Origin of the sequence: Microbacterium sp. NPDC056044 (genome assembly GCF_042267145.1) — a bacterium.
Lineage (GTDB): Bacteria > Actinomycetota > Actinomycetes > Actinomycetales > Microbacteriaceae > Microbacterium.
Genome location: NZ_JBHJWZ010000005.1, coordinates 278,177 through 302,532, shown reverse-complemented (window position 1 = coordinate 302,532; position 24,356 = coordinate 278,177). Strand labels below are relative to the sequence as shown.

The window sequence follows — 24,356 nt, the reverse complement described above, 5'->3', positions numbered from 1 at the left end:
CGCGGTTCGCGGCGCGGGCCGCAGCATCCGTCATCGGGCGACCTCCTCGACCCGCGCCGCGTCCAGCTGCTCGACGAGCTTGCGGGCGCCACGGACGGCGATCGCGACGCTCATGAGCGTCGGGTTCATCGTGTTGGCCGTCGGGATCAGGGCGTTCCCGCCGACGACGAGGTTGTCGTAGCCCCAGACGCGCGAGTACGGGTCCGCGACCGACGTGCCGTCGTCGGCCGGCCCCATCCGCAGGGTGCCCATGTAGTGGAGGCTCGAGCCGTTCGGCAGCAGTCGCGGCTCGGCGACGAAGGCGCCGAGGGCGGCGCCGGCCCGGCGGACGCGCGCGGTGGCCTCGTCGAGCTCGGGCTGCTCGGCATCCGTCAGCGCGTACTCGATCGTCATGTTCGGGAAGCCGCGGTAGTCGAGCTCGCCGTCGTCGAAGGTGACGCCGTCCTCGACGCGCGGGTGCTTGCGCACGCCGTAGCCCATGTTCACGTAGCCCCAGCGGTTGCCCGCGGCGGGGTGGGAGGGGTCGAGCTGGAACGGCGGGTTCTCGGCGTACATCACCTGGAGCGAGAAGGGGTGCCCCGGCTCCGAGAACGGGATCCGGTTGACGGCCGCGACCGGGTCGGCCGCGTTCTGGGCGCGACGCGCGAGCTCGGCCTCGAACTCGCCGTCCGTGATCAGGGCGCTCATGCGCTCCTCGTCGAGGGCCACCGTCGTGATGACGACGTGGTGCTCGGTGAGGTAGCGCCCGAGGGCGCGGGGACGGATGCCGCTGGCCCAGAGCAGCTGCGGAGAGCGGAAGGCGTCGGCGGCAACGACGACGACATCGGCCGGGAAGAACGAGACCTCTTTCGTGCGGAGATCTTCGATGGTCACTCCGGTGGCCACGCCGTCCTCGGTCTCGACGCGCCGCACCAGCGTGAGATCGCGCAGCTCGAACCGCGCCGACTCCGGGGTGCCGGGCTCGATGAGCGGGCCGAGCACCGTGTTCGCGCCCGCCCACACCATGGAGCCGTCGGGCTGCGGGTCTCCGGCGACCGGCAGGGTGCCCACGCCGTAGCCGGCGGGCAGCTCGGCGCCGAACTCGTCGGTCAGGAGCGACCGGATCGCCGTCCCGATGGCCGAATCCGCGAACGCCGCCTGCTGCGCGTGCAGCAGGCCCTCGGCCGTCGAGATCAGATCCTCCCACTCGGTGTCGTCGATGAAGTCGACCTTCTCGCTGAAGGCCGGCCGCGGGATCGCACAGGTCCAGTGCGCGCCCTGGCCGCCGACGTTCGTCGCGGCGGCCGCCGCGGGGAAAGTGGCGGCGTGCGCGGATCCCGGCCCGCCGAAGTCGAGGAGGTGCGTCCCCTGCCGGGCCGTGAACATGCCCTCGACGACGACACCGGCGGGGATGCCGAGGCTCTCGCGGAACGCGCCGGACTGCGGCCCCTGCGACATCTCGCGGGCACGGGCCTTCTCGTCGGGGTCGGCGATGTTGCGGACGCTCTCCCCGGGGATCGCGGTGAGCTGCGGACCCGCCTCGAACATCACGACGCGCGCGTCGGGGCTGGTCTCGAGGATGACGCGGGCGTACGCGGAGCCGATCGGTCCGGAGCCGACGATGGCGACGGTGGGGGTGGACGACATGGGAGTACCTCTTCTGGTCACGCGGTGAGGGGTTCGGAACTGGGTGCCGGTGCGGGCTCGGACTCGGACTCGTCCGAGAGGCGACCGGCAGGAAGGAGCACGGCGGCGACGACGCCGGCGGCGTAGGTGACGGCGAGCGCCGCGAACACGGGAGCGAAGACGCCGCTGTAGATCCCGGCGACCTGGTTCTGCACCACGGCGGACGCGTCGTGGACGAACTGCGGCGTCAGGGTCGCGGCATCGAGCGACGACGGGAGCAGCGCCGCAACGCCGAAGCCGATCACACCGCCGATGATCGCGGTCGCGACGGTCGAGCCGACCTGGCGCACCAGGTTCACGGTGGCCGTCATGCTGCCGGTGTCGCGACGCGGCGCCGCGCTCTGCACGACCGCGATGACGAGACTCATGAACGCGCCGGTCCCGACCCCGACGACGGCCATGAGGATCATCGGCACCCACAGCGGCAGGCCCACCGGGAGAACCGACATGGCGAACAGCCCGGCGGCGCTCAGCACGGTGCCCACGATGCAGTAGACGCGGTAGTGGCCGGTGCGGCTGACGAGCCACCCGGTCGCGAGATTGCTCACCAGCATCCCGAACACGGTCGCGATGGGCACGAGACCCGACACCGTCGCGCTCGTGCGGTAGGCCATCTGGATGTACGTGGGCAGATACGCCGTGATCGAGAACAGGCCGATGCCGATGATGGCCGACAGCACTGTGCCGACCGCGATGGTCCGGTCGGCGAAGAGCCGCAGGGGAACCAGGGGTTCGGGCGCGCGCAGCTCGATGAGGAAGAACGCGGCGAAGGCCATGCCCGCCACGACGAAGGCGACGACGGATGATGCAGCCAGCGCGGGATCGCCGATCCACGTCACCGCGAGCACCAGAGCGACCATCGCGATCGCGAACGAGACGGAGCCGCCGACATCGAATCGGCGCCGGCCGAAGCCGGGCAGATGCGGCACGGCGACGAGGGCGAGCAGGAGGGCGGCGACGCCGAAAGGGATGTTGATCCAGAACACCCAGGACCAGCCCCAATAGTCCGTGATGAGCCCGCCGAGCACGGGGCCGACGAGGATCGCGACGGGGAAGGCGGCGCCGATGATCGCGAGATACCGGGGCCGCTCGCGCGGGGTGGTGACACGGGCCACGATCGTCTGCGACATCAGGTGCAGGCCCGCCGAGCTCATGCCCTGCACGACCCGGGCGCCGATCAGCTGCGGCATGTCCTGCGCGAAACCGCACGCGAGCGACGCGACGAGGAACAGCACGAGAGACACCAGGAACACGGCGCGCGGCCCCACCGCGTCGCCGAGCTTGCCGAGCACCGGCAGGAGGACGGTGCTCGCCAGCGTGTAGCCGACGACGACCCACCCCATCTGGGTGAGTGCGCCAAGTTCTCCTGCGACGGTCGCGAGGGAGGTCGACACGATCGTGTGGTCGAGGGCTCCGAGGATCGCGACCGTCAGAAGGGAGGCGATCAGGAGGCGAAGCCTCCACGGTGACATGCTCATACGCGTTCTGGCCCGTACGACCGGGCGATCGACGCGACGGGGTGTGCCCCTGGGCGGCCTCGCCACAGGGAACGGGCCAGCGGGGGCCCCGACGTCACTGTCGATTCTAGCCATGCTTTAGTCGAAAAGCAACTAAAGAATCAGGACCGCTGCCTTGCACGGGTGCGGGAGCGCGCCGCGGGGAGTGTGGGCGCGGGCAGCGCCGCGCCCACGGTCCCGACGAGCTCGCCGATGCCCTCGACGGTCATGCGCACTTCGTCGCCCTCGCGCAGGGCGGGGATCGTCGAGCCCCTGCCCCACAGCTCGCCGAGGCACCCGCCGTTGCCGACCGTGCCACTGCCGAGCACGTCCCCCGGGACGACCCGGGAGTTGCGCGAGGCGTACGCGACGAGCTCGGCGAACGGCCAGCCCATGTTCGACACGAGGTCCTCGCCGACGAGTTCACCGTTGATGCGCACCTCGGCGCGGATCGCGAGGAAGCCGTCGGCGTCGACGTACTGCTCCAGCTCGTCGGCCGTGACGATCCACGGACCGAGACTGGTGCCGAAGTCCTTGCCCTTCGCCGGCCCGAGGCGCACCTTCATCTCGCGCGACTGGATGTCTCGCGCCGACCAGTCGTTCATGATCGTGTAGCCGAAGATGCGCGAGGCCGCGTCCGCCGCGGTCAGGTTCGCCTCGCCGACCCCGGGGGCGTTGCCGACGACGACCGCGACCTCGAGCTCGAAGTCGAGGCGCTCGGTGACCGGCGGGGCGACGGGCTCGTCCGGGCCGAGGATCGTGTGCGGATTCGTGAAGTAGAACGTCGGCGCCTGGTACCACTGGGGCACGACCTCGCTCTTGCCGTCGACCGACGCGCTCACGCCCTCGACGTGCTCCTCGAACGCGACGAAGTCACGGACGGAAGCCGGCACCACCGGCGCCAGCAGGCGCACGTCGGCGAGCGCCGTGCCGGGCTCACCCTTCACCCGGCCGAACGCGGCGTGCGCAGCATCCACCCCCCCGGCGAGGATGTCGGCAACGGTCTGGCCGTCGGGGAACGGGACGACGCGATCGGCGACGACGAACCCCTCGAAAGGCTCGGGGACCGCGGAGCCGGCCGAGGCGCGGTCGATCCAGCGCGCGATCCTCATGCGGACACCTTCGTGCGCAGCAGCTCCTCGGCGTTGCCGGCGAGGATGCGGTCGGTGATCTCGGCCGGGAGGTCGGCGGAGCGCACGAACGCGACCGGATCGTCGAGTCCCATGTCGAACGGGAAGTCGCTGCCCAGCACGACTCGCGAGCCGCCCGCGACCTCGACGAGGTGTCGCACCGCGATCGGGTCGTGCACGACGGTGTCGAACCACAGCTTCTTCAGGTAGCTCGACGGCTCGTGCGCGCAGCGCCGCGCCTCGGGCCGCACCTGCCACGCCCGGTCGGAGCGGCCGATCGCGAACGGCAGGTAGCCGCCGCCGTGGGCGACGACGATCTTGAGCCCCGGGTGCCGGTCGAGCACTCCCGCGAAGATGAGGTGCGACAGGGCGACGGCGTTCTCGGTCGGCTGCCCGACCGTGTTCGAGAGGTAGAAGCGGTCGAGGCGCTCGTCGAGACTGCAGCCGAACGGGTGCAGGAAGATCACGCAGCCGAGCTCGGCGGCGCGCGCCCAGAACGGCTCGAGCCGCTCGTCCGACAGCTCCACGTCGCCGGCGAACGACGAGATCTCGACGCCCGCGAGGCCCCGGCCGAGCACGGCGTCGTCGAGATACTCGACGAGGTGCGCCGGATGCTGCAGCGGCACGACGCCGAGGCCGACGAGGCGGTCGGGCGCCTGGGCGACGTGCTCGGCGATGAGCCGGTTCGTCTCGCCTGCGATCCAGCCCGACAGTCCCTCGTTCGCCCACGGGTAGAAGTGGTTCGGCGAGACGCTGACCCACTGCCGGTCGACGCCCTGCTCGTCCATCGCCGCCAGTCGCGCGTTGACGTCGGTGAGCTTCGGGATCCGGGCGCCGATCATGGCGCCCGACGCCTGCAGGCTCTCGACGCCGTTGCGCCGGCGCTCGAGATCGGCGGCCGCGGCGACTTCCTCAGGCGCGCGGCGCTCGACCTCGGCGTGCAGCGCGGGCAGCAGCAGATGCGCGTGGACGTCGGCGATCATGCGGGCACCGCCATCTGGTGGGCGACGCCGAACATGAGCCCGGCGACGTCGGCATCCCGGACGCCGTCGAGCTGCCACTGGCCGAGCTGCACGGATGCCTCGACCACTGCCTTCGCGCGCGGCAGCCGGCGCGCGTGGAACTCGTCCCACAGCGCCGCGTCGACGGCGTCGCGTCCGGCGAGCAGCTCGGTGAGCACCAGCGCGTCCTCGAGGCCCTGCGCCGCGCCCTGCGCGATCGTCGGAGGGCACGAGTGCGCGGCATCGCCGATGAGCACGACGCGACCGCGGTTCCACGTTCCCTCGACGATGTGCTTCGTGAACCACGTGTAGTTCGCGTGCGCCCCGCCCTCGAGGTCAGCGCGGATCGAGTTCCACGGGCCGTCGTAGGCACGCGACTCCTCGAGCATGATGCGGGTGGCGTCCTCGTCGGAGATGTCGAAGCGGTCCTGCGCCTTCTCGACGAGGAACGCGTACATCGTGTCGTCGCCCGTCGGGGTGTAGCCGGCGATGTAGACCGGACCGCCGTAGTACAGCTCGCTGCGGACGACCTCGGCGGGCCGCGAGACGAACGAGCGCCAGATGCCCATGCCGGTGGGCTCCGGCTTCGTCTCGATGCCGATGAGCCCTCGGACGGCGGAGTTCAGGCCGTCCGCTCCGATGAGCAGGTCGTAGGTGCCGGCCGAGGCGCCGTCCACGAAGACCTCGACACCCTCGCCGCCCTGCTCGAGACCCGTGACCTTGGCGCCGAAGCGGACGTTCGCACCCGCCTTCTGCGCGTGGTCGAGGAGGATGCGAGCCAGTGCGGGCCGCGGCATCCCCATCGCCGCCGGATAGTCGGGTCCGCCGGTCTTGACGTCCGGAAGCTCGGCGACGATCGGCGCCCCCGGCCCGGGCGCGCGCAGGTTGAGCCCCTCGAAGGGGTAGCCGGCGGCGCGGATCTCGTCCCACGCGCCGAGCGCGTCGAACACACGCAGGGCGTTGCCCTGCAGCGAGATGCCGGACCCGAGCGCGCTGAGCTCGGGCTTCGCCTCGAAGACGTCGACCTCGACGCCGGCCTTGGCGAGCTGGATGGCGGCGGCGAGTCCGCTCACGCCGCTTCCGGCGATCGCGACCTTGTTGACTGCGGTCATGTCAGAACCTCTCTGTTCTTTGTCTTCGGGGGGATTACAGAATCGCGACGGGGTTGATCGGCGAGCCGACCGCCCCCGTGATCGGCAGCGGTGCCGCCGACAGCAGGAAGTCCCAGCGCCCGCGCGCCGCGCACGCGTCGGCGAGGGCGTCGAGATTCCACATCTCGCCGATCGTGAGTCCCATGTTCGGGATCACGACCTGGTGCAGCGGCTGGAAGGCCGGCGCGTCGAACTCGTTGGGCCTCACCTCGAAGCCCCACGTGTCGGTGGCGATCGCAGCGATCTCGGTGCTGTGCAGCCACCCGGCCGTGGTGAGCGACAGACCCGGCGCCGGGCCGCCGGCGTATTCGCCCCAGCCGTCGCGGCGGGTGCGCGCGTACTGGCCGGTGCGCACCAGCACGATGTCGCCGCGGCCGACCCGGCTCGAGGCACCCTGCGCGGCGATGGTCGCCTCGAGGTCGGCGACGGTGATGGCGTACCCGTCCTCGAGTTCGCCGGTCTCGGGTCGCAGGTGGCGGCCGACGTCGAGGAGGACACCTCGCGAGACGATGACGGATGCCGCGTGCTCGATGCCCGTGACGAGGTCGCCGTCGCTCGTGACGACGTCGCCCGCGCGCCGGCCGTTCCAGGCGTTGCCGTGGTCGAAGATGTGGCCGAGTCCGTCCCACTGGGTGGAGCACTGCAGCGGCATCGCGATCACGTCGTCGGCGCCTCCGATGCCGTGCGGGAAGCCCTGATTGCCGCGCTCGGCGTCGGTGCCGGTGTCCGTCATGGTGTGCACCGGGTTGGTGCGCCGGCGCCACCCCTGCTGCGGGCCGTTCGTGTCGAACGCCTGCGCGAGCGAGACGACCTCGCCGTCCTGCACGAGGGCGGCGGCCTCGACGCGCTTCGCGGCATCGATGAAGTTGAGCGTGCCGAGCACGTCGTCCTCACCCCAGCGTCCCCAGTTGCGGAACGCCTCGGCGCGGGCCGCGATCTCCGCCGCGGGATCTGCGCGGTCGAGATCAGCAGGGTCAGCCGAGGGCGCGGTCATGGCGCCACCCCCGGTGCGGCGTCGGTTGCCCGCCGCGACGGCCGCGCGCTCACGGGGGGCGCCGCGAGCTGAGGGCGCGGCGCGCGCACCGGAGTGCTGACGGTCGGCTGCCCCGGACGGATCTCGACCGTGGTCGTGCGCCCGTGTTCGACGATCTGGACGGTGATCATGCGGCTGCTCCTTCCCTGACGCACCGCACGGCCTGGGTTCCGAGGCCCGAGATGGACCCGGTCATGACGTCGCCGTCGCGGAGGAACCTCTTCCAATGCTGGCCGTTGCCGGCGGGACTGCCGGTGAGGAGGACATCGCCCGGGAGCAGCGGCATGGTCTGAGAGGCCCCCGAGATGAGCGCGGGGATGTCGAACAGCAGGTCGCTGGTCGAGGCATCCTGCATCACCACTCCGTTGAGCTCCAGGCGCACGTTCAGGTCTGCCCCGTCCACGAACGGCGCCGGCACGAGGAACGGGCCGGTCGGCAGGAAGCCGGGCGCGTTCTTGGAGCGGTACCAGTCGGTGCCGATCTCCTTCATGTCCTTGCGGAACACGAGGTCGCGCGTCGTCACGTCGTTCACGATCGTGTACCCGGCGACATGGTGCAAGGCGTCCTCGCGCGAGACACGGAACGCCTCACGGCCGATGACGACGGCGAGCTCGAGCTCCCAGTCGTGCACATCGCTGTATCCAGGGAGCGTGAGCGGCACGTCGTCGCCGACCACACACGCCGGAAGGCCGATGAAGAAGTACGGCTCGCCGTTCGCCTTGCGCTCGTCCATCATCTCGGCCGCGAAGTCGCGGGCCTGTTCAGGCGTGCGGTCGGTGTTCTGCGTCAGACCGGCAGCCACCAGCTCGATCACGTGCTGACGGTAGTTCGCCCCTGTCTGGAGCACCTGGCGCGGTTCGACCGGCGCAATCAGGATCACCTCAGCGAGCGGCATCCATCCTCCGTCCGCCTCTTTCAGCGCACCGAGGCGCTCCCAGTCGGGTGCAGAGAGGAACGCGTTCAGGTCGGGGGCACCGAGCTCGTCGGGTCCGAGCGGCCGGATGCGGCCGTCCGCGACAAGGCCCACGCGCGCGCCGGCGCCCTCGCGGTATCGAGCGAGGGCGTACGGGGCGTCGAGGCCGGCGGTCGGGTCGTGGTGTGTCATTGCGGGTTCTCGCTCTCCATCGTGCGGGAAGTGGTGCGGGGAGGAGCGGGATCGGCTCCGCTCCTCCCCGGGTCTGTCAGCCCTGGCCGTGCTTGGCGTACGGGTTCAGCAGGGCGTCCTTGATCTCGTCCGGAACGCCCTCCTCCGTCGCCGACGGGCCGTCGGCGGGCGGGAAGGACTCCGTCATCGACATCGGCATGGCGCTGTTGCGGTAGAAGTTGTTCGATCCCTGCGACGGCTTCCACGTGTTGGCCTCCCAGTCGGGCACGTAGTTGCGGTAGCCGCCGGTGTTGAGCTCGATGCGCAGGCTCGAGGGCTCGCGGTAGTAGAGGAAGTTCTGCTCGCCGATGCCGTGGATCGACGGGCCGTACTCGATCGGGTAGCCGTTCTCGCCGAGGACGTCGGCCGCGATGAGCAGCTCCTCGCGGGTGTCCACCCAGAAGGCGTAGTGGTTCACGCGGCCGGCGCGGGTCGAGCCGTCGAGGACGACGCCGAGGTCGTGCGACTTCTCGTTGGTCGTGAGCACCGAGAACACCGAGATCGGGGCCTCGTCGAGCTGTGTGCGAGCCATGAAGCGGAAGCCGAGCACGTCGACGTACCACTGGACGAACGCGTCGACGTCGCTGGTCGCGATCGTGACGTGGTCGAGCTGGCGCGGGGCGCCCGCGACCTTGCTGCGACGCGAGGGGCGGTCGGGGTAGATCGACGCGGCGTCGCCCTCGGTGTCGTGGTGGCGCGTGACGTCCCAGTGCAGGGTCAGCGAGTGGCCCCACGGGCCGGTGAACTGGTAGGCACGGCCGATCTTGTGGACGTCGATCCACTCGCCCTGGATGCCGGCGGCCTCGACGCGCTTCGCCGCCTCTTCGAGCGCCTCGGGGCTCGACGTGCGCCACGCGGCGGTCACGAGACCCGGCTCGTCGCCTGGCACGACCACGACCGAGTAGGCGTAGTAGTCGCCCCAGCAACGGAGGTAGACGGCGCCGTCGACGCGGTCGACGACGGTGAGGCCGACCTGGTTGACGTAGAAGTCGACGGATGCCTCGACATCCGGCGACGTGATGGCCACATACGACAGATGTGACAGAAGCTTGATCATCTTCGATCCCTTTCGGTGAGTCATCGGGGTGATCCCGTCAACCACTTTCGCCGAACTCTGGCATATCGAGGAATCCCATATCGGCTATCCCTCGGATCACCGACGTTTATGCGGGACGCGCAGAAAGCAGCGCCACGGAAAGACCCGTGTCATGGCGCAGATCCGCGAGATCGGAGGGCCGCTCGGCCGTGCGCACCGCCGAGATCGCGCGGCGCAACGCGACGCGCTCGGAGCTCTCGAAGCGCGCGGGAAGGATGCGTCGACCCGTGGCATCCGTGACGGCCACGACGGTGTCGAGATCCGCGTCGACCTCGACGCGTGTCGCGGCGATCGAGGTGATCCGCAGGCGACCGGGGGACGGTGCGCCCGGCTGCAGGGCGACGGCGATCGACACGGCAGAGCCCAGCCCGGATTCGAGGAGGGCGAGCACGCGGCCACCCCACGACTCCGTCGTCCGTGGTGCGAGCGGCGTGCCGGCGATGACCCGCGCCCACCCGATCGCGTCGCGTAACGCCGGACCGAGCGTGCGCGCGGGCGCATGGCACTCGACGACGAGCGCGCCGGGAGCCGGGAGCTCCTCGATCGACGCGCCCGCTGCGGCGACCATGTCGGCGCGGAGCAGCGGGCGCTCCACGACCACGGGGACGGCTCCGGCGAGCGAGGCGAGGGCATCGAGCGCCTCGATCGGGCCGACGGCAGGCCGCGCGACGACGACGGCCGCCGCGCCGGCGGTGATCGCGTCCGAGGCGACCACCCACCACGCGTCGGCCCCGGGGACGACGACGACGGCGCCCTCGACGTCACGGCTCGCGACTGCACTCTCGGGCAGCTCGGCCACCGCGACGCGGTAGGCGTCGAGGTCGGTGCGAACGGGCGTCGTCATGCTGCGGCTCCGATCAGCTCCGCCGCGGCGTCCGCCAGCCCCAGGGCGTAGCGGGCGTCGTCGAGCAGTTCGTCGTACTCCACCGGCAGGCCGGCGTCGAGCAGCTCCGCGAGGGCGCGCCACTCCGCGACGTATCCGTCGGCGGGATCGTGTGCGTAGATCGTGTCGCGGCCGTCCGCCGCGCGCACGCGCACCCGCGCTCCGCCGGCGTGCACGAACGGGGGCGGGAAGCTGACGTCGAGCCGATCGGAAGCCGTCGCGACGGCGATGCGCCAGAGCGTGTCGGCGCCCTCCGGGAGCATCACCGTCGTGAGCTGGACCGGGACCCCGCCGGCCACGAAGCCGACCGCGTACCCGAGCGGGGGCAGCGCCCGCGCGAAGACGACGCGCTCGAAGCGCGGGACGAGATCGCGCACGAGCGGCAGATCGTGGATCGCGAGTCCGGTGAGAAGCTGACGCACGACGCCGGCCGCCACCTCGGGGCGCGTGAGGTCGGGCCCGCCCCGCCCGCCCGCCGCGACGGGCAGCTCGGTGACGAGCTGGTGATACCGCGTGTTGGGCGCCAGCGCGAGCTGGACGGAGATCGAGATGACCGGCCCGCCCGACGCCGTGAGGTGATGTTTGGCCCGGCCCCACGCCGGGTCGAAGTAGTGATTCGTGCCGACGATGAGTGGCACGCCGGCGCGGCGGCACGCCTCGACGGCCTCTTCCGCCTCGGCGACGGTCGTGCCGATCGGCTTCTCGCAGAACACCGCGCGCTTGCCCGCGGCGACGGCCGCGATGATCTGCGCCGCATGCTGGGCGGGCGGGCTGCAGATCGCGACGACCTCCGCCTCCGGATCCGCCATGATGGCCTCGGCGCCCGTCGACGATCGGGCACCCACGCGCGCCGCGAGTGCGGCCCCCCGGCCGCTGCCCCCGTCGGCGACGTGCACGACGCGGAAGGCGTCGCTCAGGCGCGCGAGGGTCGGAAGATGCAGTGCCGCCACTCCGGGACCCGCACCGATGATGCCCACACCACGAGCCATGGACGCCTCCTTACTTCGGCTGGAAGCGTACCTAAGTGTGAAGTCGTTTGACTATAGATGTCACGATTTCCGTGTCCAATGCGCGGTGTTATGTAAGAATCGACCATGGCCAGAGAGTCCACGCTGCGGTTCGGCGCACAGACCGACGAGATGACGAGCCTTCTCCGCATCGTCAACATGGTTCGCACCGGCGAAGCCGCAACCCGTCCCGAGATCGGCCGCGTGACCGGTCTGGGCCGTGGCGTCGTGACCCAGCGCGTCGACCACGCGATCGAGATGGGCTACCTCGCCGACGGCGAGTTCGGCCCTTCGTCGGGGGGCCGCGCACCGCGCACCCTCCGCTTCCGCGGCGACGCCGGACGCATCGTCGTCTGCGCCCTCGGTGCACTCCACATCCACGTCGGCGTCGCACTCCTCGACGGCGACGTCATCGATCAGGAGCATTCGCCGTGGGACATCGCCCGCGGCCCCGCGGAGACGCTCGACAAGGCCCTGAGCATGATCGACGAGGTGCTCGCGCGCACCCCGGACGTGCCGGTCTGGGGCATCGGCGTGGGCGTGCCCGGGCCGGTGGATTTCGACAGCGGCCGCCCGGTCGCACCGCCGATCATGCCCGGCTGGAACGGCTTCGACGTGCGGCGCCGCTTCGAACAGCGCTACGACGCCCCCGTGTGGGTCGACAACGACGTGAACCTGCTCACGTTCGGGGAGCGCGCCCGCCGCGACGACGACCGCCTCGATCTGATCTACTGCAAGATGGGCTCCGGCATCGGCGCCGGACTCCTCTCGCACGGGCGCATCCACCGTGGCGTCAACGGCGCCGCGGGCGACATCGGTCACGTGCGGGTGCGGGATTCGGATGCCCTCTGCCGCTGCGGCAAGATCGGATGCCTCGAAGCCGTCGCCGGCGGATGGGCGATGATCCGCGACGCCCTCGCCGAGATCGAGGCCGGCGCCACGGGTGTGCTCGCCACCCGCGTCGCCGACGGCGAGGAGCTCACGCCCGAGCTCATCTCGATCGCGGCCGAGAACGGCGACGCCCTCGCTATCCGGCTCGTGCAGCGCTCGGCCCGCGTCGTCGGCGAGTCGATCGCCGCGCTCGTCAACATGTTCAACCCGTCCGTCATCGTGATCGGCGGCGCCATGGCCGGCGCCGGAGAGCTGCTGCTGGCCGAGGTGCGTCAGCGCGTCTACGAGCTGTCGCTCCCCCTCGCCACGCGCGACCTGACGATCGCGCAGTCCGTCAACGACCGGCGCGAGCCGCTGCGTGGCGGTGTCGAGATGGTGCGCGAGCAGCTCTTCGAGGTGACCTTCCCCCGCTGGTTCGGCGACGGGCGGCCCACGGTCGTGGCGATCCGCGGTGCGCTCGAAGCGGTGGCGTAGGGCTCTCGTCATTCGCCGACAACTTCTTCCAGAAATCGACAAAAGCGTGTAGCTTCCTGTCTGAAGCCGGCTCTTCCGGTGCCGACACAAGGGAGTGAACACGATGGCGTTGCCGCTGCTGCTCGACGATGCGCTCGTCGCGACGGATTCGGGCTTCGCCCTGCGCGTGAGCCTGCCGTGGATCCGGTCGATGCCCCTCGCCGCCGTGACCGACATTGCGGTGCAGGTCGACGGGGTCGCCGTCCCCGTCACGGTCCGGCGCGATGAGCGCGAGGTCGAACCCGACGCTCTCCGGGCCGAGCAGGGCTGGTGGTTCATCCAGGACCGGCTCGAACTGCGCGGCGAACGGATGCTGCCTCCCGGCGCCCACGACATCTCGGCGTCGTTCGTGCTCGTGGTGCCGTACCTCCAGGCCGGGCCGTCCGGCCCGCTCGCCCTGCCGTTCCGCGCCGAGCGCGCGCTGGAGCTCGGGGACGCAGCATCCACTCGCCCGCACTCGACCACGGACATCGTGACCGTCGAGGACCGGGCCGACGCTCCGCGCGACGACGTTCCCGCCGAGTGGGCCGTCTCAGCCAGTGCGTTCAACTGGACGCCCGAGGTGATCCGCGCCGAACGGACGGCCGACGACATCGCGATCGGCGTCGTCGCGGACGGCGTCGCATCGACCATCGAGATCGAGGCGGGTCAGGTGTGGCGCTCGTTCCCCGAGCCGTCCGACGCGGAGGTGGATGCGTTCCGCGAGCGTCTGGCCGCGGCGGGCGGCGCCGTGACGATCGTCGGAGCGAGCCTCGACGACTGGATCTCGCCGACGCGCCGGCGCACCGAGCAGGAGCGGCTCGCGTTCCTCGTGCCGCAGCTGCGGGCGGCCGCACGGCTCGGCGCGCGCGGCGTGCGCGTGCCGTTCGGTCAGGCGGAGCCTGAGCTCCTGCGCCTCGCCCAGCCGGTCCTGCACGAGTTGGACGTGGTGCTCTACGAGGAGATCCAGGGCCAGCAGACGCTCGACCAGCCCGCGGTCGCGGCCAACTTGGAGCTGCTGCAGGGACTCGATGATCCCCGCATCCGCGTGCTCGTCGACATCAGCCTGCTCATGCCCTCGCTGCCGCCGTCGTACCTCGACGAGCTCCGCCGGGGCGGCGTCGACGACGAGCTGGTGCACCGCCTCGAGACCGAATGGCGCGCGCCCGAGACCCACCAGGCCGTGATCGCCACGCTCCGGGAGGGACGCGTGCCGCCCGCCGTCCACACGCTCTTCATGAATCTGCTCGTACGGTTCGGTCGGTCGGGCGTCGCCGACCTCGAGCCGATGCTGCCGCTCACCGCCGGCGTGCACCTCAAGTTCTGGGATCTCGACGACGCCGACGGCCGCGTCTCCGCGCCGATCGCCGACATCGGGGCGGCCCTGCGTCGCACCGGCTTCACCGGCACCCTCACCAGCGAGTGGGGCGGCCACGAGTGGCTCGACGCCGATCCGGCGGCGACGACCCGCGCGCACCTCGCGCTCGCGCAGCGCGCCCTGTCGGCCGTGGGCACGGCCCGCTGACCGCGGGTCGCTCGACGACGCGAAGGGGCCGGACGCGACGCGTCCGGCCCCTTCGTCGTCCCGCGACTCAGCCCTCGTGGTTGTAGTACGGCCACGGCAGGAAGCGCCGCTCACCACGACGATCCGGGCCATCGAGCGTGATCTCGCCGATCGCCGCCCACTCGACGCCGCGCGGGAACATGCGGATGAACTCGATGCGGCGGAACGTGTCGATGTCGTGGCCGATCGTGATGGTGAACGACCGGCCGGCGCCGTACTCGTTGATCCAGGCGATCGGCTGATCCGTGTTCATGCCCGGAAGCGCAGCGATGCCCTCCGGCGGGATCGCGACCGGGTAGTGCGACATCGGCCACATCGGCGCCTTCTCATACGACTCGAGGTCGTCGTAGGTCGTGAGGAGCACCTGGGCGCCCTCGGCGATCTCGACGCCGGTGAGGATGTCGTCGCCGGTGACCGTCCACCGGGCGCTGATGCCCTCGGTGATCGCGTGCCGCGGCTCGACCGTGTCGAGCTGCGCCTCGCCCCACGGCCGGGGCCGCAGTCCCCCGGCGACGGTGAGGCGGGAGCCGCGCATGACGTTGTACTCGTCGGGGTAGCCCCAGTCGTCCTCCTGCGCGGCGGACCCGTGGAACCACACGATGCCTTTGCCGTCGTCATGGACGAACTTCAGGAGCGCAGCATCCGTCTCCGCTCCGAAGCCGACCGCCTTCTCGTGGTAGCCGTCGCGACCTTCGAAGACGACGATGACGACGTCGTACTTGTCGATGATGTCGGCGCCGAGTCCGCGCGGATCCTCGACGATGCGGACCCGGAAGCGCCCGGTGTCTTCGAGCAGGGTCGTGAGCCACTGGTTGTGCTGGCGGAAGCTGCGGAACTCGTTGTCGTGCTCGCGGGTCATGTGACCCGACAGGATGAGCGCGTTCAGGACATCGGTCATGCGGAACACTCCTTCGTGCAGGGCGTGCGAAGGCACGCCGAAGGGCGCCCCGGCGGATCCGGGGCGCTTCGGTCGAGGCCTAGTCGGCCTTGGTGGAGAACGCGGCGTCGAAGGCGGCCGCGGGCGGGGTGATGGCGTTGAGCTTGCGGACGAACGCGATGGCCTCCGGGGCGCCCTGCAGGCGGTCCATGCCGGCGTCCTCCCACTCCACGGAGGTGGGGCCGTCGTAGCCGATCGCGTTGAGCGCGCGGAACAGCGGCTCCCACGGCACCTGGCCGTGCGCGGTCGACACGAACGTCCAGCCGCGGCGCGGGTTGGCCCACGGCAGGTGCGAGCCGAGCACCCCGTTGCGGCCGTCGAGGTTGGTGATCGACTCCTTCACGTGCACGTGGAAGATGTGCTCCGCGTAGTCGAGCACGAACGCCACCGGGTCCAGCTGCTGCCACATGAAGTGCGAGGGGTCGAAGTTGATCCCGAAGCTCTCCCGGTGCCCGATCGCGTCGAGCGTCGCCTTCGTCGTCCAGTAGTCGTAGGCGATCTCGGACGGGTGCACCTCGAGCGCGAACCGCACCCCGACCTCCTCGAACACGTCGAGGATCGGGTGGAACCGGTCGGCGAAGTCCTGGTAGCCGGCGGCGATCCATTCGTCGGACGCCGGCGGGAACATCGCCACGGCCTTCCAGATCGACGAGCCCGTGAACCCGGTCACCGTCTTCACGCCGAGCTTCGCCGCGAACCGCGCCGTCATCTTCAGCTCTTCGGCGGCGCGCTGCCGCACGCCCTCCGGTTCGCCGTCGCCCCACACCCGGTCGTTCAGGATGTCGCGGTGCCGCTGGTCGATCGGATCGTCGCACACCGCCTGTCCGGCGAGGTGGTTCGAGATCGTCCCCACCTTCAGGCCGTTGCGCTCGAGGATGTCGAGGCGCGACTGCACGTAGTCGGCGTCGTCCCACCGGGACACGTCGATGTGGTCGCCCCAGCACGCGATCTCGAGACCGTCGTAGCCCCACTCGCCCGCGAGCCGGGCCACCTCCTCGAACGGCAGATCGGCCCACTGGCCGGTGAACAGGGTGATCGGACGAGGCATTGCTATCCCTTCACGGTGACGTCGGCATTGACGGAGACCCAGACGGAGTCGTGGGCCGAGCTCTCCTCGACGGCGGCGAGCACCCGCTGCACCGACAGCCCCTCGTCGAACGATGGGTGCGGGTCGGTGCCCTCGGCGATCGCCGTCACCAGGTCCACGACCTGGTGACTGAATCCGTGCTCATAGCCCAGCATGTGTCCGGCCGGCCACCACGCCGCGACATACGGATGCGACGCTTCCGTCACGAGGATCCGCGTGAAGCCCTGCGTCGACTCCGGCGCCGTCCGGTCGTAGAACCAGAGCGTGTTGAGGTCTTCGAGGTCGAAGCGCAGCGCGCCCTTGTCTCCCGACACCTCGATCGACAGGTCGTTCTTGCGCCCGGTCGCGAACCGCGACGCCTCGAACGACACCAGAGCCCCCGACTCGAGGCGCCCGGTGAACATCGCGACATCGTCGACGGTGACCTCGCCGTAGGCCTCGGCCGCGGTGCCCGACCCCTTCGACAGGCTCAGGGAGCGGTTCTCCCCCTCGAGCGGGCGCTGCTTCACGATGGTGTCGACGACGCCCGAGACGGCCGTCACGTCGAGCCCCGTCACGAACTGCGTCATGTCGATGATGTGCCCACCGATGTCGCCCAGCGCCCCGGAGCCCGCGTGCTCCTTCTGCAGACGCCACGCCAGCGGCATCTCGGGATCGACCAGCCAATCCTGGCGATACGCCGCGCGCACATGCGCGATCTTACCGACGGCGCCCTGCGCGATGAGGTCCCGGAGGAACGTCACGGCGGGCACGCGGCGGTAGGTGAATCCGACCATCGAGCGCACGCCACGAGCGGCGGCGCGGGACGCGGCGTCGGCCATCGCCTCGGCCTCCTCGACGGTGTTGGCCAACGGCTTCTCGCACAGCACGTGCTTGCCGGCCTCGAGCGCCGCGATCGCGATCTCGGCGTGCGAGTCGCCCGGCGTCACGATGTCGACGATGTCGATGTCGTCGCGCGCGATCACCTCGCGCCAATCGGTCGCCGACTCCGCCCAGCCCCACTGGGCCGCAGCATCCGCCACCGCCTTCGCATTGCGGCCGACGATCACGGCCATCTCGACGTCGTCGGGCAGCGAGAACACGTGCGGCGCCTGCCGCCAGCCCACCGAGTGCGCGGCGCCCATGAAGCCGTAGCCGATCATGGCCACGCGGAGCGTCATGCGAGCACGACTTCACGCTCGACCGGCACACGGTTGGTGACGTAGCGGCCGGGGCCGCCGTCGACGCCGGGCATGATCTGCATGTAGAGCAGGCGCATCGTGAGGACGACCTCGACGGTGAGCTTCTCGCCCGCGGCCGGCGGCGCCAAGGCGATCTCGACGTCGGGCCGGTCGGCGACGAACCAGAGCGTCTCGGACTGCTCGGGCAGCTCGTCGATCGTGTACGAGCGCCCCTGTAGCACGAAGCGCAGGTCCTCCCTCGGCACGGGGACGCCGTTGACGGATGCTGCGACATCATCGACCGCCGAGAGCCAGAGGCTGCGGTACCAGGGCAGCTGCACCGAGACCGCGATGCCGTCGTCGGTGCGGCGGACGTCCTTCTCGGAGAAGAGCGAGTTGTGGGTGGCCATGGCTGTTCCTTTCGCCGGCCTCAGACCGCTGCGCCGGAGCGGGAGGCGACGGTCTCTTCGATGGCACGGCGCATCAGCGCGTGCTGCTTCTTCACAAGGTCGATGGGGTCGGCCTCGCCGAGGTCGGAGAACGCGTGGCCCTCCCACTCGCTCGAGAGGTAGCCCTGATAGCCGCCCTCGACGAACTGGCGCACGATGCGCGGGATGTCCATCGCCGGCTCTTGGCCGTCGGCGCCGATGTCGTAGAACTTCGCGTGCACGTGGAAGATCTGCGGCATGATGTCGAGCCACTCCTCCGGCGGCACGAGCCCGTGCATGTTGAACGCGAGGCGCGTGAACGGACCGGCCTTGAGGAAGTCCCACCCCTGCGCCGTGAGGTAGTCCTCGAACTCCTGGTTGCGCACGTGCATCGGCAGCGGCTTGTGCCAGATCTCGTCCATCACCGGGAAGTACTCCTCCGGCATGTCCATCTGGCGGAGGGTGCCCAGCAGGCGCGGCGAGAGGCTGTGCATCGTCGACGAGAAGTCGGCGGTGAAGCCCAGTCGGTCGCTGTCGAGCTCTTCGTAGAGCTCGCGGATCTGCAGCACCTTGGGACTGTTCGGGCCCTCGGGCGCGTGGATCTCGTAGCCGAGCCGCTGGTCGTACTTCTCGGCGAGCGGCAGGAGGCTCCGCAGCAGCTCCTTGCCCGCGGAGCGGATCACGACCCTCTTGAAGCCCAGCGTGTGCGCGGTCTTCAGCTGCCGCGCGAGGAAGTCGTGCTCCTCGTCGGGCGTCATGTCGCGGTCCTTGCGGCGCCCCATATCGAGGTTCGTGCCGACGGCGCTGGGCTCGAGCTCGTACTTCTCGAGCGAATCGAACCACAGCTTGACGAAGGCGTCGTCGACGTCGGGGTAGGTGCGCAGCAGCTGTGCGATGTTGAACTCGACGCCCGGGCCGATGCCGTTCTCGGCGACGGCGGCGATGAGCGTCTCGGGCGTGTAAAGGCCTGCGGCGAACTCGCTCGTCATCGAGTAGAGGGTCGTGCCCAGACGGATGCCGGTGCCGGCGATGTCGGCGCTCATGCCTTCGCTCCCTCGGTGCTGGGCAGCCACTGGGCCAGCTGCAGACGTGCGGCCGCGGCATCCGTCACCATGCGCGAGCCGGCTGCCTGCGCAGCCGAGCGCTGCACAGCCTGCTCACCGGCGATGATGTCGAAAGGCGACTGCCAGTGGTTCCAGTGCCAGCCCTCGTACTCGCTCGAGATGGCGCCGTTGTAGCCGTTCTCGACGAGCAGGGTCACGAGGTCGCGCACCGGCACCGAGGGCTCTTCGCCCCTCTCGTCGATGCCGAAGAACTTGCCGTGCACGTGCGTGATCCACGGCATGATCTCGAGCCAGTCGTCCACGCGTGCCGGGCCGAACAGGCCGGTGCCGTTGATCGCGAAGTCGATGCCGAGGTCGGGGCGGCCGTTCTGCGCGGCGAGGCCGATGAAGCGGCCGAAGCGCTGGCCGTGGTCGGCCTGGTCGACGGGCGGGCCCTGCTCGTAGAACTCGTCCCACAGCTGGACGACCTTGCCGAGGAGCTCCTCCGACGCGCCGCGGCGGCGGTAGGCCTCGAGCAGCGACGGCGCGAAGCCGGTGACTGTGGCGCCCCAGTCCATCGTGAAGCCGAGGAACGGCGAGCCGACCTTCTCGTAGCGGTCGCGGAGGGCGAGGATGCGCGGGTGCGACGCGTACTGGTCGGCGTGCACCTCGAGGGCGAGCGTGACGCCGTACTCCTCGGCGATCGGCGCGAGCGCCTCCATCGAGTCGGGCTCGATCGAGATCTGCACGCGCGCGATCGGGAAGCCGAGCTTGGCGGCTGCCGCGATCTGGCGGCGCATGTACTCGAGCAGCTCGTCCTGCGTGAGCAGGCGGTCGCGGTGGATGCCGATGTCGGCGTTCACGGCGAGCGAGGTGGTGACGAGGCCGGTCTCGTCGACGAGGTCGCGGAACCATCCGGCGAAACGGTCGTCGATCTCGGGGAAACCGCGGAAGCTCGAGAAGCCGATGATCTCGAGACCCGGGCCGTAGCCGTCGGCGGCGACCTTGCGGATGAGGCCCTCGAGGTCGTACTCGCGGCCGTGGAAGGCGCGCGTGAAGCTGTACAGCGTCACGCCCTGGATGGGCGAACCCGGTCCCTGAGCCTGTCGAAGGGCGGTCATGCCGCCACCGCCTTTCGTGCGGTCATGGTCTTGGCGTCGTGCTCCTCGATGTGGAGCACCTCGTTCTCGCCGATGACGATGTACGGGATGTAGAGGGTGAGGCCGACCTCGACCTTGTGCTCGGCATCGCCGGCGAGCTCGAGGTCGCCCGAGAGCACGGCGGAGTCGGTCGGGAACCACCAGTCCTGGGTGTTCGGCACGAGCTCGTCGAAGGTGAAGGTCTGGCCGTTCATCCCCCAGCGGAGGGAATCGGCCGGCACCTCGACGCCGTCGACGGTGAGCGTGGCGCGGCCGATGCACGAGGCGGGCAGGGCGCGGTACCACGGCAAGCGAACCTCGACCGAGACGCGGGCGCCGTCGGTCGTGAGCGTTCCCTGCTCGATGATGCGATCGGGGATCACAGAGTCCTCCTTGACACTTACTTCTTGTTTCTACACTCTAATGTCGGATTTAGACATAAGCAAGAGTGCGAGCGATGTGGCGCGCTCCGCGCACCCCGAGCGCGACCGACGTCAGCGTGGGGTTGCACGCCGTCGCGGTCGGGATGACGCCGTTGCCTGCGACGAACAGCCCGGGCACGCCCCATACCTCGCTGTCGGGGCCGCAGACGCTCTGGCCGTCGTCGGTCTCGCCCATGCGGGTCGTGCCCTGGTAGTGCAGCGAGGCGCCGAGCGGCATCGTGAACGGCCGGTCGCCGATCGGCTCGCCGACAGCCTTCGCGAGCTCGACGATCTCCGCCCGTGCGCGATCGAGCACGGCATGATCACGGTCGGTGAGCGTGTAGTGCAGGCGCATCGCGGGCATCCCATACGAGTCCTGCTCGGTGTCCGAGAACTCGACGCGGTCGTCCCACTGCAGATCCTTGGCGCAGAACAGGCCGAGCCCGACGATCGATCCGGGGATCACAGGGTCGTCGTCCGCGAGCGGCACCGGCGAGGCGTCGAGCTGCATGATCTGCCCGTGGAACGGCATCTCGTCCGTGAACGGCACCCAGCTGACGCCGCTCTGCTCGGAGAGGGCTCCGGATGCTGCGATCCCGTCCTCTGCGGGCGGCTCGACGTCGCGCAGTCGCGAGGCGTAGACCACCTGCGTCTGGTCGTTGAGCATGCGGCCGAGCGCGGCGGGGCGCACGCCCGACGCCCACAGCACCTGCGGGGTGCGCAGCGCATCGGCGGCGACCACGACGGCGCGGGCGCGCACCTCGTGCACCTCACCGGTGCGGAGGTCCCGGACCTCGACGCCCGCCGCGCGTCCGTCCTCGACGAGCACGCGCGTCACGAGCGACTCGTCGAACAGCGAGAACCGTGGGTTCGCACGTGTGGCGTCGCCGAGCACGACGTCCGAGCCCGACCACACCAGCCGGCCGTCGTCGCGCCGGTGCACCGCGAGCGGCATGCGCTGCACGCGTGCGGCCTCGTTGCGGCCGTCGTCGACGACGGCGGCGAGCCGGTCGCGCACGAGCGCGGTGAACGGCGCCGCGTCGAAGGCATCCGTCGTCACGCCCAGGAGCCGATCGCCGTCGGCGAGCAGCTCGTCGAGGTCGTCGAGGAACGGGATGCGCTCGCTCCCGCCGGGCCGCGGGCACGCGCCGGTCCAGTGGGCCGCCATGCCGCCGACGTTGCTCGAGAACGCCGCGACCGGAAGCCCGTCCTCCCCGTCGACCTGGTAGCCGTCGGCGAGGAGGTAGGTGCCGGGGCGCGCGCGCCGCTCGCCCGACTTCACCGCGCCGGGCGAGTTCACCGTCGCCGCGCCCGCCCCGGGGCCCTCCGAGCGCTCCTGCGCCCGGGCGCGGAGCCCCGTGTCCTCGATGTTCTTCACGTGCGCACCCGGCGGGTCGGAGACCGTGGGCCCGACCTCGAACATCGCGATCGACGCATCCGGCGCCTCCTCGCTCAGGATGCGCGCGTACGTCGCACCGGCGGGACCGCTGCCGACGATCGCGACGTCGACCGAGGCGGGGTAGCGGCTCATGCCGTGACCGCCAGCTCACGGATGAGGGCGACGGATGCTGCGGACTCGACGGTCGGGTAGTACTCGAGGCCGACCGGCCCGTCGTAGCCGTTGGCGCGGAGGATGCCGAAGCGCTCCGCCCAGTCGAGGTCGCCGGTGCCCGGCTCGCCACGGCCGGGGGCGTCGGCGAGCTGGACGTACTTCACGAGGTCGCCCGCGTTGGCGAGCTCGACGGTCATGTCCTCGCCCTCGACGGCCGAGTGGTAGATGTCGTACAGCACGCCGAACCGCGGCGACGCGACGCCGCGGGCGACGTAGACCGCCTCGGCGGTGCGGTCCAGGAGCGAGCCGGGGTGGTCGACGCGCACGTTGACCGGCTCGAGCACGAGCGTGATGCCGGAGCCGTCGATCTGCGCGACGGCCCTCTGGTAGATCTCGATGAGCTTGTCGAGCTGCACCTGACGCTTCCAGCCGCCGAAGCCCGTGCCGCTGCCGACGACGATGCGGGGGCAGCCGAGGTCGGTGGCGATCGCGACGCCCTCGTCGAGCTTGCGGAAGAACTCCGAGTGGTCCCACGGCGGGATCATGAACTGCGTGCGCGGCTCCGCGAGCTGGGCGGTCAGCTGCGTGCCGGTCTCTTCGAGCGCGGCCTTGAGCGCCGGCAGATCCTTGGGCGTCGCCGGAGCGTCCACCCCGGTGGGGCCCCACATCTCGACGGCGTCGAACCCCGCCGCGGCGGCCGCGCGCACGCGGTCGTGGTAGTCGCCGGCCTCCGTGAAGAGGAGTTCGATGTTGGGTGCAAGCTGATACATGGGTGAGCCTTCTCTCGGTCCCCGAGCGCGTCGAGGAGTCAGAACATCGGGTGGTCGTGGACGGCGTGCACGGGGACCTGCTGCAGCACGTCCCAGTGCTCGACGATCCGGCCGTCCTCGAATCGGTAGATGTCCGCGACCGCGGCGTCCGCAGCGCCGGGTCGGGAGGCTTTCACGTGCACCATGGCGAGGTCGCCGTCCACGAGGATGCGCTGGATGTCGAACGTCGCCTCGGGCGATCCGTCGAACTTCGGGGTGAGCATCTCAATCGCCGGCGCGGGGCCGTCGCCGATGGTGGGGTTGTGCTGGATGTAGTCGTCCGAGACGAGGAAGGCGAACGCATCCGCCACACGCTTCTGCGTGTAGAAGAGGTCGACGAACGTCTCGAACGCCGCGCGGTTGTCGGCGCCCACGGCGGATCGGCCTCTCAGCCCTTCAGGCCGCCGGCGAAGCCCTGGATGAACTTCTTCTGGGCGAACATGTAGAAGAGCAGGATCGGGATCATCGAGATGATCACGACGGCGAAGATCTTGTTCCACGCCGATACGAGACCGCCGACGTACGTGTACATCGCGACGGGCAGCGTCTGGGTCGTCGAGCCGCCCAGGAAGATCAGCGAGTTGAAGAAGTCGTTCCAGACGATGAGACCCGCGAGGATCGCGACCGTGCCGGTCGCCGGTGCCATGAGCGGCAGCACCACCCGGAAGAACGCCTGCGTCGGCGAGGCTCCGTCGATGACGGCCGCCTCCTCGTACTCGGTCGTGAGGCCGCGGAAGAAGCTGGCGTAGAGGAACACCGACAACGGCAGCAGGATGCCGATCCACAGCAGGATCATGCCGATCGCGTTGCCCGTGAGGCCGACGGTGCGCGCCCCGATGTAGAGCGGCACGGTGCCCAGCTGAGCCGGCAGGATGATCGCGATGAGCACCAGGTAGAACGTCAGGTTTGTCCAGGCGCGGGTGCGACGGGTGATGACGTAGGCGGCGACCGAGCCGAACAGCACCAGCCCGAAGATGGCGCCCGCCGTGATGATCGCGCTGTTGAGGATCGCCATGGGGATGCTGTTGCGTCCGCCGGTGGTCAGGACCTCGATGAACGCGTTGAAGTCGAGCGACTGCGGCGGCGCCATGGCGCTCGTCGTCAGCGCCTCCTGGTCGGTCTTGAACGCGGTGGCGATCAGGAAGTAGAAGGGCAGCAGCCCGATGATCGTGATGATCCAGATGAGGACTTCCCGCACCGCGGTGAGCTTGGTGTAGCGGAACATG

General features: G+C 70.4%; 24 protein-coding genes. 2 read left to right on the top strand and 22 right to left on the bottom strand.

Annotated features, from left to right (window positions below; genetic code table 11):
* Positions 1 to 30: 30 nt before the first annotated feature.
* The 11 genes from ACFC1I_RS16210 to ACFC1I_RS16160 all read right to left on the bottom strand — a co-directional run bounded on the left by ACFC1I_RS16210 (position 31) and on the right by ACFC1I_RS16160 (position 11,588).
* Positions 31 to 1,626, bottom strand: a complete 1,596-nt coding sequence (locus tag ACFC1I_RS16210) for a GMC oxidoreductase (RefSeq protein ID WP_376011560.1) — start codon at positions 1,624 to 1,626, stop codon at positions 31 to 33.
* A gap of 17 nt (positions 1,627 to 1,643) precedes the next feature.
* On the bottom strand, positions 1,644 to 3,143 hold the full coding sequence (locus ACFC1I_RS16205) for an MFS transporter (RefSeq protein WP_376011558.1): 1,500 nt from the start codon (positions 3,141 to 3,143) through the stop codon (positions 1,644 to 1,646).
* Positions 3,144 to 3,283: 140 nt separating this feature from the next.
* Positions 3,284 to 4,273: a fumarylacetoacetate hydrolase family protein gene (locus tag ACFC1I_RS16200; protein WP_376011555.1), complete on the bottom strand. Its 990-nt coding sequence runs from the start codon at positions 4,271 to 4,273 to the stop codon at positions 3,284 to 3,286.
* Positions 4,270 to 5,274 carry an amidohydrolase family protein gene (locus ACFC1I_RS16195; RefSeq protein WP_376011553.1) on the bottom strand — a complete coding sequence of 335 codons (1,005 nt, stop codon included), beginning with the start codon at positions 5,272 to 5,274 and terminating at the stop codon, positions 4,270 to 4,272. The genes ACFC1I_RS16200 and ACFC1I_RS16195 overlap by 4 nt, the downstream gene beginning before the upstream one ends.
* Positions 5,271 to 6,404 (bottom strand): FAD-dependent monooxygenase, encoded by a 1,134-nt coding sequence (locus tag ACFC1I_RS16190; protein WP_376011550.1) that lies wholly within the window; start codon positions 6,402 to 6,404, stop codon positions 5,271 to 5,273. The genes ACFC1I_RS16195 and ACFC1I_RS16190 overlap by 4 nt, the downstream gene beginning before the upstream one ends.
* A gap of 34 nt (positions 6,405 to 6,438) precedes the next feature.
* Positions 6,439 to 7,437 carry a cyclase family protein gene (locus ACFC1I_RS16185; protein WP_376011547.1) on the bottom strand — a complete coding sequence of 333 codons (999 nt, stop codon included), beginning with the start codon at positions 7,435 to 7,437 and terminating at the stop codon, positions 6,439 to 6,441.
* Positions 7,434 to 7,607: a hypothetical protein gene (locus ACFC1I_RS16180; protein WP_376011544.1), complete on the bottom strand. Its 174-nt coding sequence runs from the start codon at positions 7,605 to 7,607 to the stop codon at positions 7,434 to 7,436. Before ACFC1I_RS16180 ends, ACFC1I_RS16185 begins: the two co-directional genes overlap by 4 nt.
* On the bottom strand, positions 7,604 to 8,581 hold the full coding sequence (locus tag ACFC1I_RS16175; protein WP_376011541.1) for a fumarylacetoacetate hydrolase family protein: 978 nt from the start codon (positions 8,579 to 8,581) through the stop codon (positions 7,604 to 7,606). The genes ACFC1I_RS16180 and ACFC1I_RS16175 overlap by 4 nt, the downstream gene beginning before the upstream one ends.
* Positions 8,582 to 8,657: 76 nt before the next feature.
* Positions 8,658 to 9,677, bottom strand: a complete 1,020-nt coding sequence (locus ACFC1I_RS16170) for a VOC family protein (RefSeq protein WP_376011537.1) — start codon at positions 9,675 to 9,677, stop codon at positions 8,658 to 8,660.
* Positions 9,678 to 9,783: 106 nt separating this feature from the next.
* Positions 9,784 to 10,560, bottom strand: coding sequence for a hypothetical protein (locus ACFC1I_RS16165; protein ID WP_376011534.1), 777 nt, complete (start codon positions 10,558 to 10,560; stop codon positions 9,784 to 9,786).
* Entirely contained in the window at positions 10,557 to 11,588 is a 1,032-nt protein-coding gene (locus ACFC1I_RS16160) for a Gfo/Idh/MocA family protein (RefSeq protein ID WP_376011532.1), read from the bottom strand. Before ACFC1I_RS16160 ends, ACFC1I_RS16165 begins: the two co-directional genes overlap by 4 nt.
* A 105-nt stretch (positions 11,589 to 11,693) precedes the next feature.
* On the opposite strand from ACFC1I_RS16160, the gene ACFC1I_RS16155 reads away from it, so the two are divergent.
* Together ACFC1I_RS16155 and ACFC1I_RS16150 are read left to right on the top strand one after the other, a co-directional pair.
* Positions 11,694 to 12,971, top strand: a complete 1,278-nt coding sequence (locus ACFC1I_RS16155) for an ROK family protein (RefSeq protein WP_376011529.1) — start codon at positions 11,694 to 11,696, stop codon at positions 12,969 to 12,971.
* 103 nt (positions 12,972 to 13,074) lie between these two features.
* On the top strand, positions 13,075 to 14,514 hold the full coding sequence (locus ACFC1I_RS16150; RefSeq protein WP_376011526.1) for a hypothetical protein: 1,440 nt from the start codon (positions 13,075 to 13,077) through the stop codon (positions 14,512 to 14,514).
* A gap of 67 nt (positions 14,515 to 14,581) precedes the next feature.
* Here the strand turns inward: ACFC1I_RS16150 and ACFC1I_RS16145 are convergent, their stop codons facing one another.
* The 11 genes from ACFC1I_RS16145 to ACFC1I_RS16095 all read right to left on the bottom strand — a co-directional run bounded on the left by ACFC1I_RS16145 (position 14,582) and on the right by ACFC1I_RS16095 (position 24,355).
* Positions 14,582 to 15,451, bottom strand: a complete 870-nt coding sequence (locus ACFC1I_RS16145; RefSeq protein ID WP_376011523.1) for a ThuA domain-containing protein — start codon at positions 15,449 to 15,451, stop codon at positions 14,582 to 14,584.
* Positions 15,452 to 15,530: 79 nt separating this feature from the next.
* Positions 15,531 to 16,538: a sugar phosphate isomerase/epimerase family protein gene (locus ACFC1I_RS16140; protein WP_376011520.1), complete on the bottom strand. Its 1,008-nt coding sequence runs from the start codon at positions 16,536 to 16,538 to the stop codon at positions 15,531 to 15,533.
* Between the two features lie 2 nt (positions 16,539 to 16,540).
* Positions 16,541 to 17,737 (bottom strand): Gfo/Idh/MocA family protein, encoded by a 1,197-nt coding sequence (locus ACFC1I_RS16135; RefSeq protein ID WP_376011517.1) that lies wholly within the window; start codon positions 17,735 to 17,737, stop codon positions 16,541 to 16,543.
* Positions 17,734 to 18,147 (bottom strand): DUF6379 domain-containing protein, encoded by a 414-nt coding sequence (locus ACFC1I_RS16130; protein ID WP_376011515.1) that lies wholly within the window; start codon positions 18,145 to 18,147, stop codon positions 17,734 to 17,736. Before ACFC1I_RS16130 ends, ACFC1I_RS16135 begins: the two co-directional genes overlap by 4 nt.
* A gap of 20 nt (positions 18,148 to 18,167) precedes the next feature.
* Positions 18,168 to 19,208, bottom strand: a complete 1,041-nt coding sequence (locus tag ACFC1I_RS16125) for a sugar phosphate isomerase/epimerase family protein (protein WP_376011512.1) — start codon at positions 19,206 to 19,208, stop codon at positions 18,168 to 18,170.
* Entirely contained in the window at positions 19,205 to 20,329 is a 1,125-nt protein-coding gene (locus tag ACFC1I_RS16120) for a sugar phosphate isomerase/epimerase family protein (RefSeq protein ID WP_376011509.1), read from the bottom strand. Before ACFC1I_RS16120 ends, ACFC1I_RS16125 begins: the two co-directional genes overlap by 4 nt.
* A complete protein-coding gene (locus ACFC1I_RS16115) occupies positions 20,326 to 20,730 on the bottom strand; it encodes a DUF6379 domain-containing protein (RefSeq protein ID WP_376011506.1) in 405 nt (134 codons plus the stop codon). Before ACFC1I_RS16115 ends, ACFC1I_RS16120 begins: the two co-directional genes overlap by 4 nt.
* A gap of 49 nt (positions 20,731 to 20,779) precedes the next feature.
* A complete protein-coding gene (locus tag ACFC1I_RS16110; RefSeq protein WP_376011503.1) occupies positions 20,780 to 22,300 on the bottom strand; it encodes a GMC oxidoreductase in 1,521 nt (506 codons plus the stop codon).
* A complete protein-coding gene (locus ACFC1I_RS16105) occupies positions 22,297 to 23,091 on the bottom strand; it encodes a TIM barrel protein (RefSeq protein WP_376011500.1) in 795 nt (264 codons plus the stop codon). The genes ACFC1I_RS16110 and ACFC1I_RS16105 overlap by 4 nt, the downstream gene beginning before the upstream one ends.
* Before the next feature lie 38 nt (positions 23,092 to 23,129).
* Positions 23,130 to 23,504 carry a nuclear transport factor 2 family protein gene (locus ACFC1I_RS16100; RefSeq protein WP_376011497.1) on the bottom strand — a complete coding sequence of 125 codons (375 nt, stop codon included), beginning with the start codon at positions 23,502 to 23,504 and terminating at the stop codon, positions 23,130 to 23,132.
* A 14-nt stretch (positions 23,505 to 23,518) separates the two neighbouring features.
* The gene (locus tag ACFC1I_RS16095) at positions 23,519 to 24,355 is read right to left on the bottom strand and encodes a carbohydrate ABC transporter permease (RefSeq protein WP_376011494.1); all 837 of its coding nucleotides are present in this window, start codon (positions 24,353 to 24,355) and stop codon (positions 23,519 to 23,521) included.
* Position 24,356: the final 1 nt, after the last annotated feature.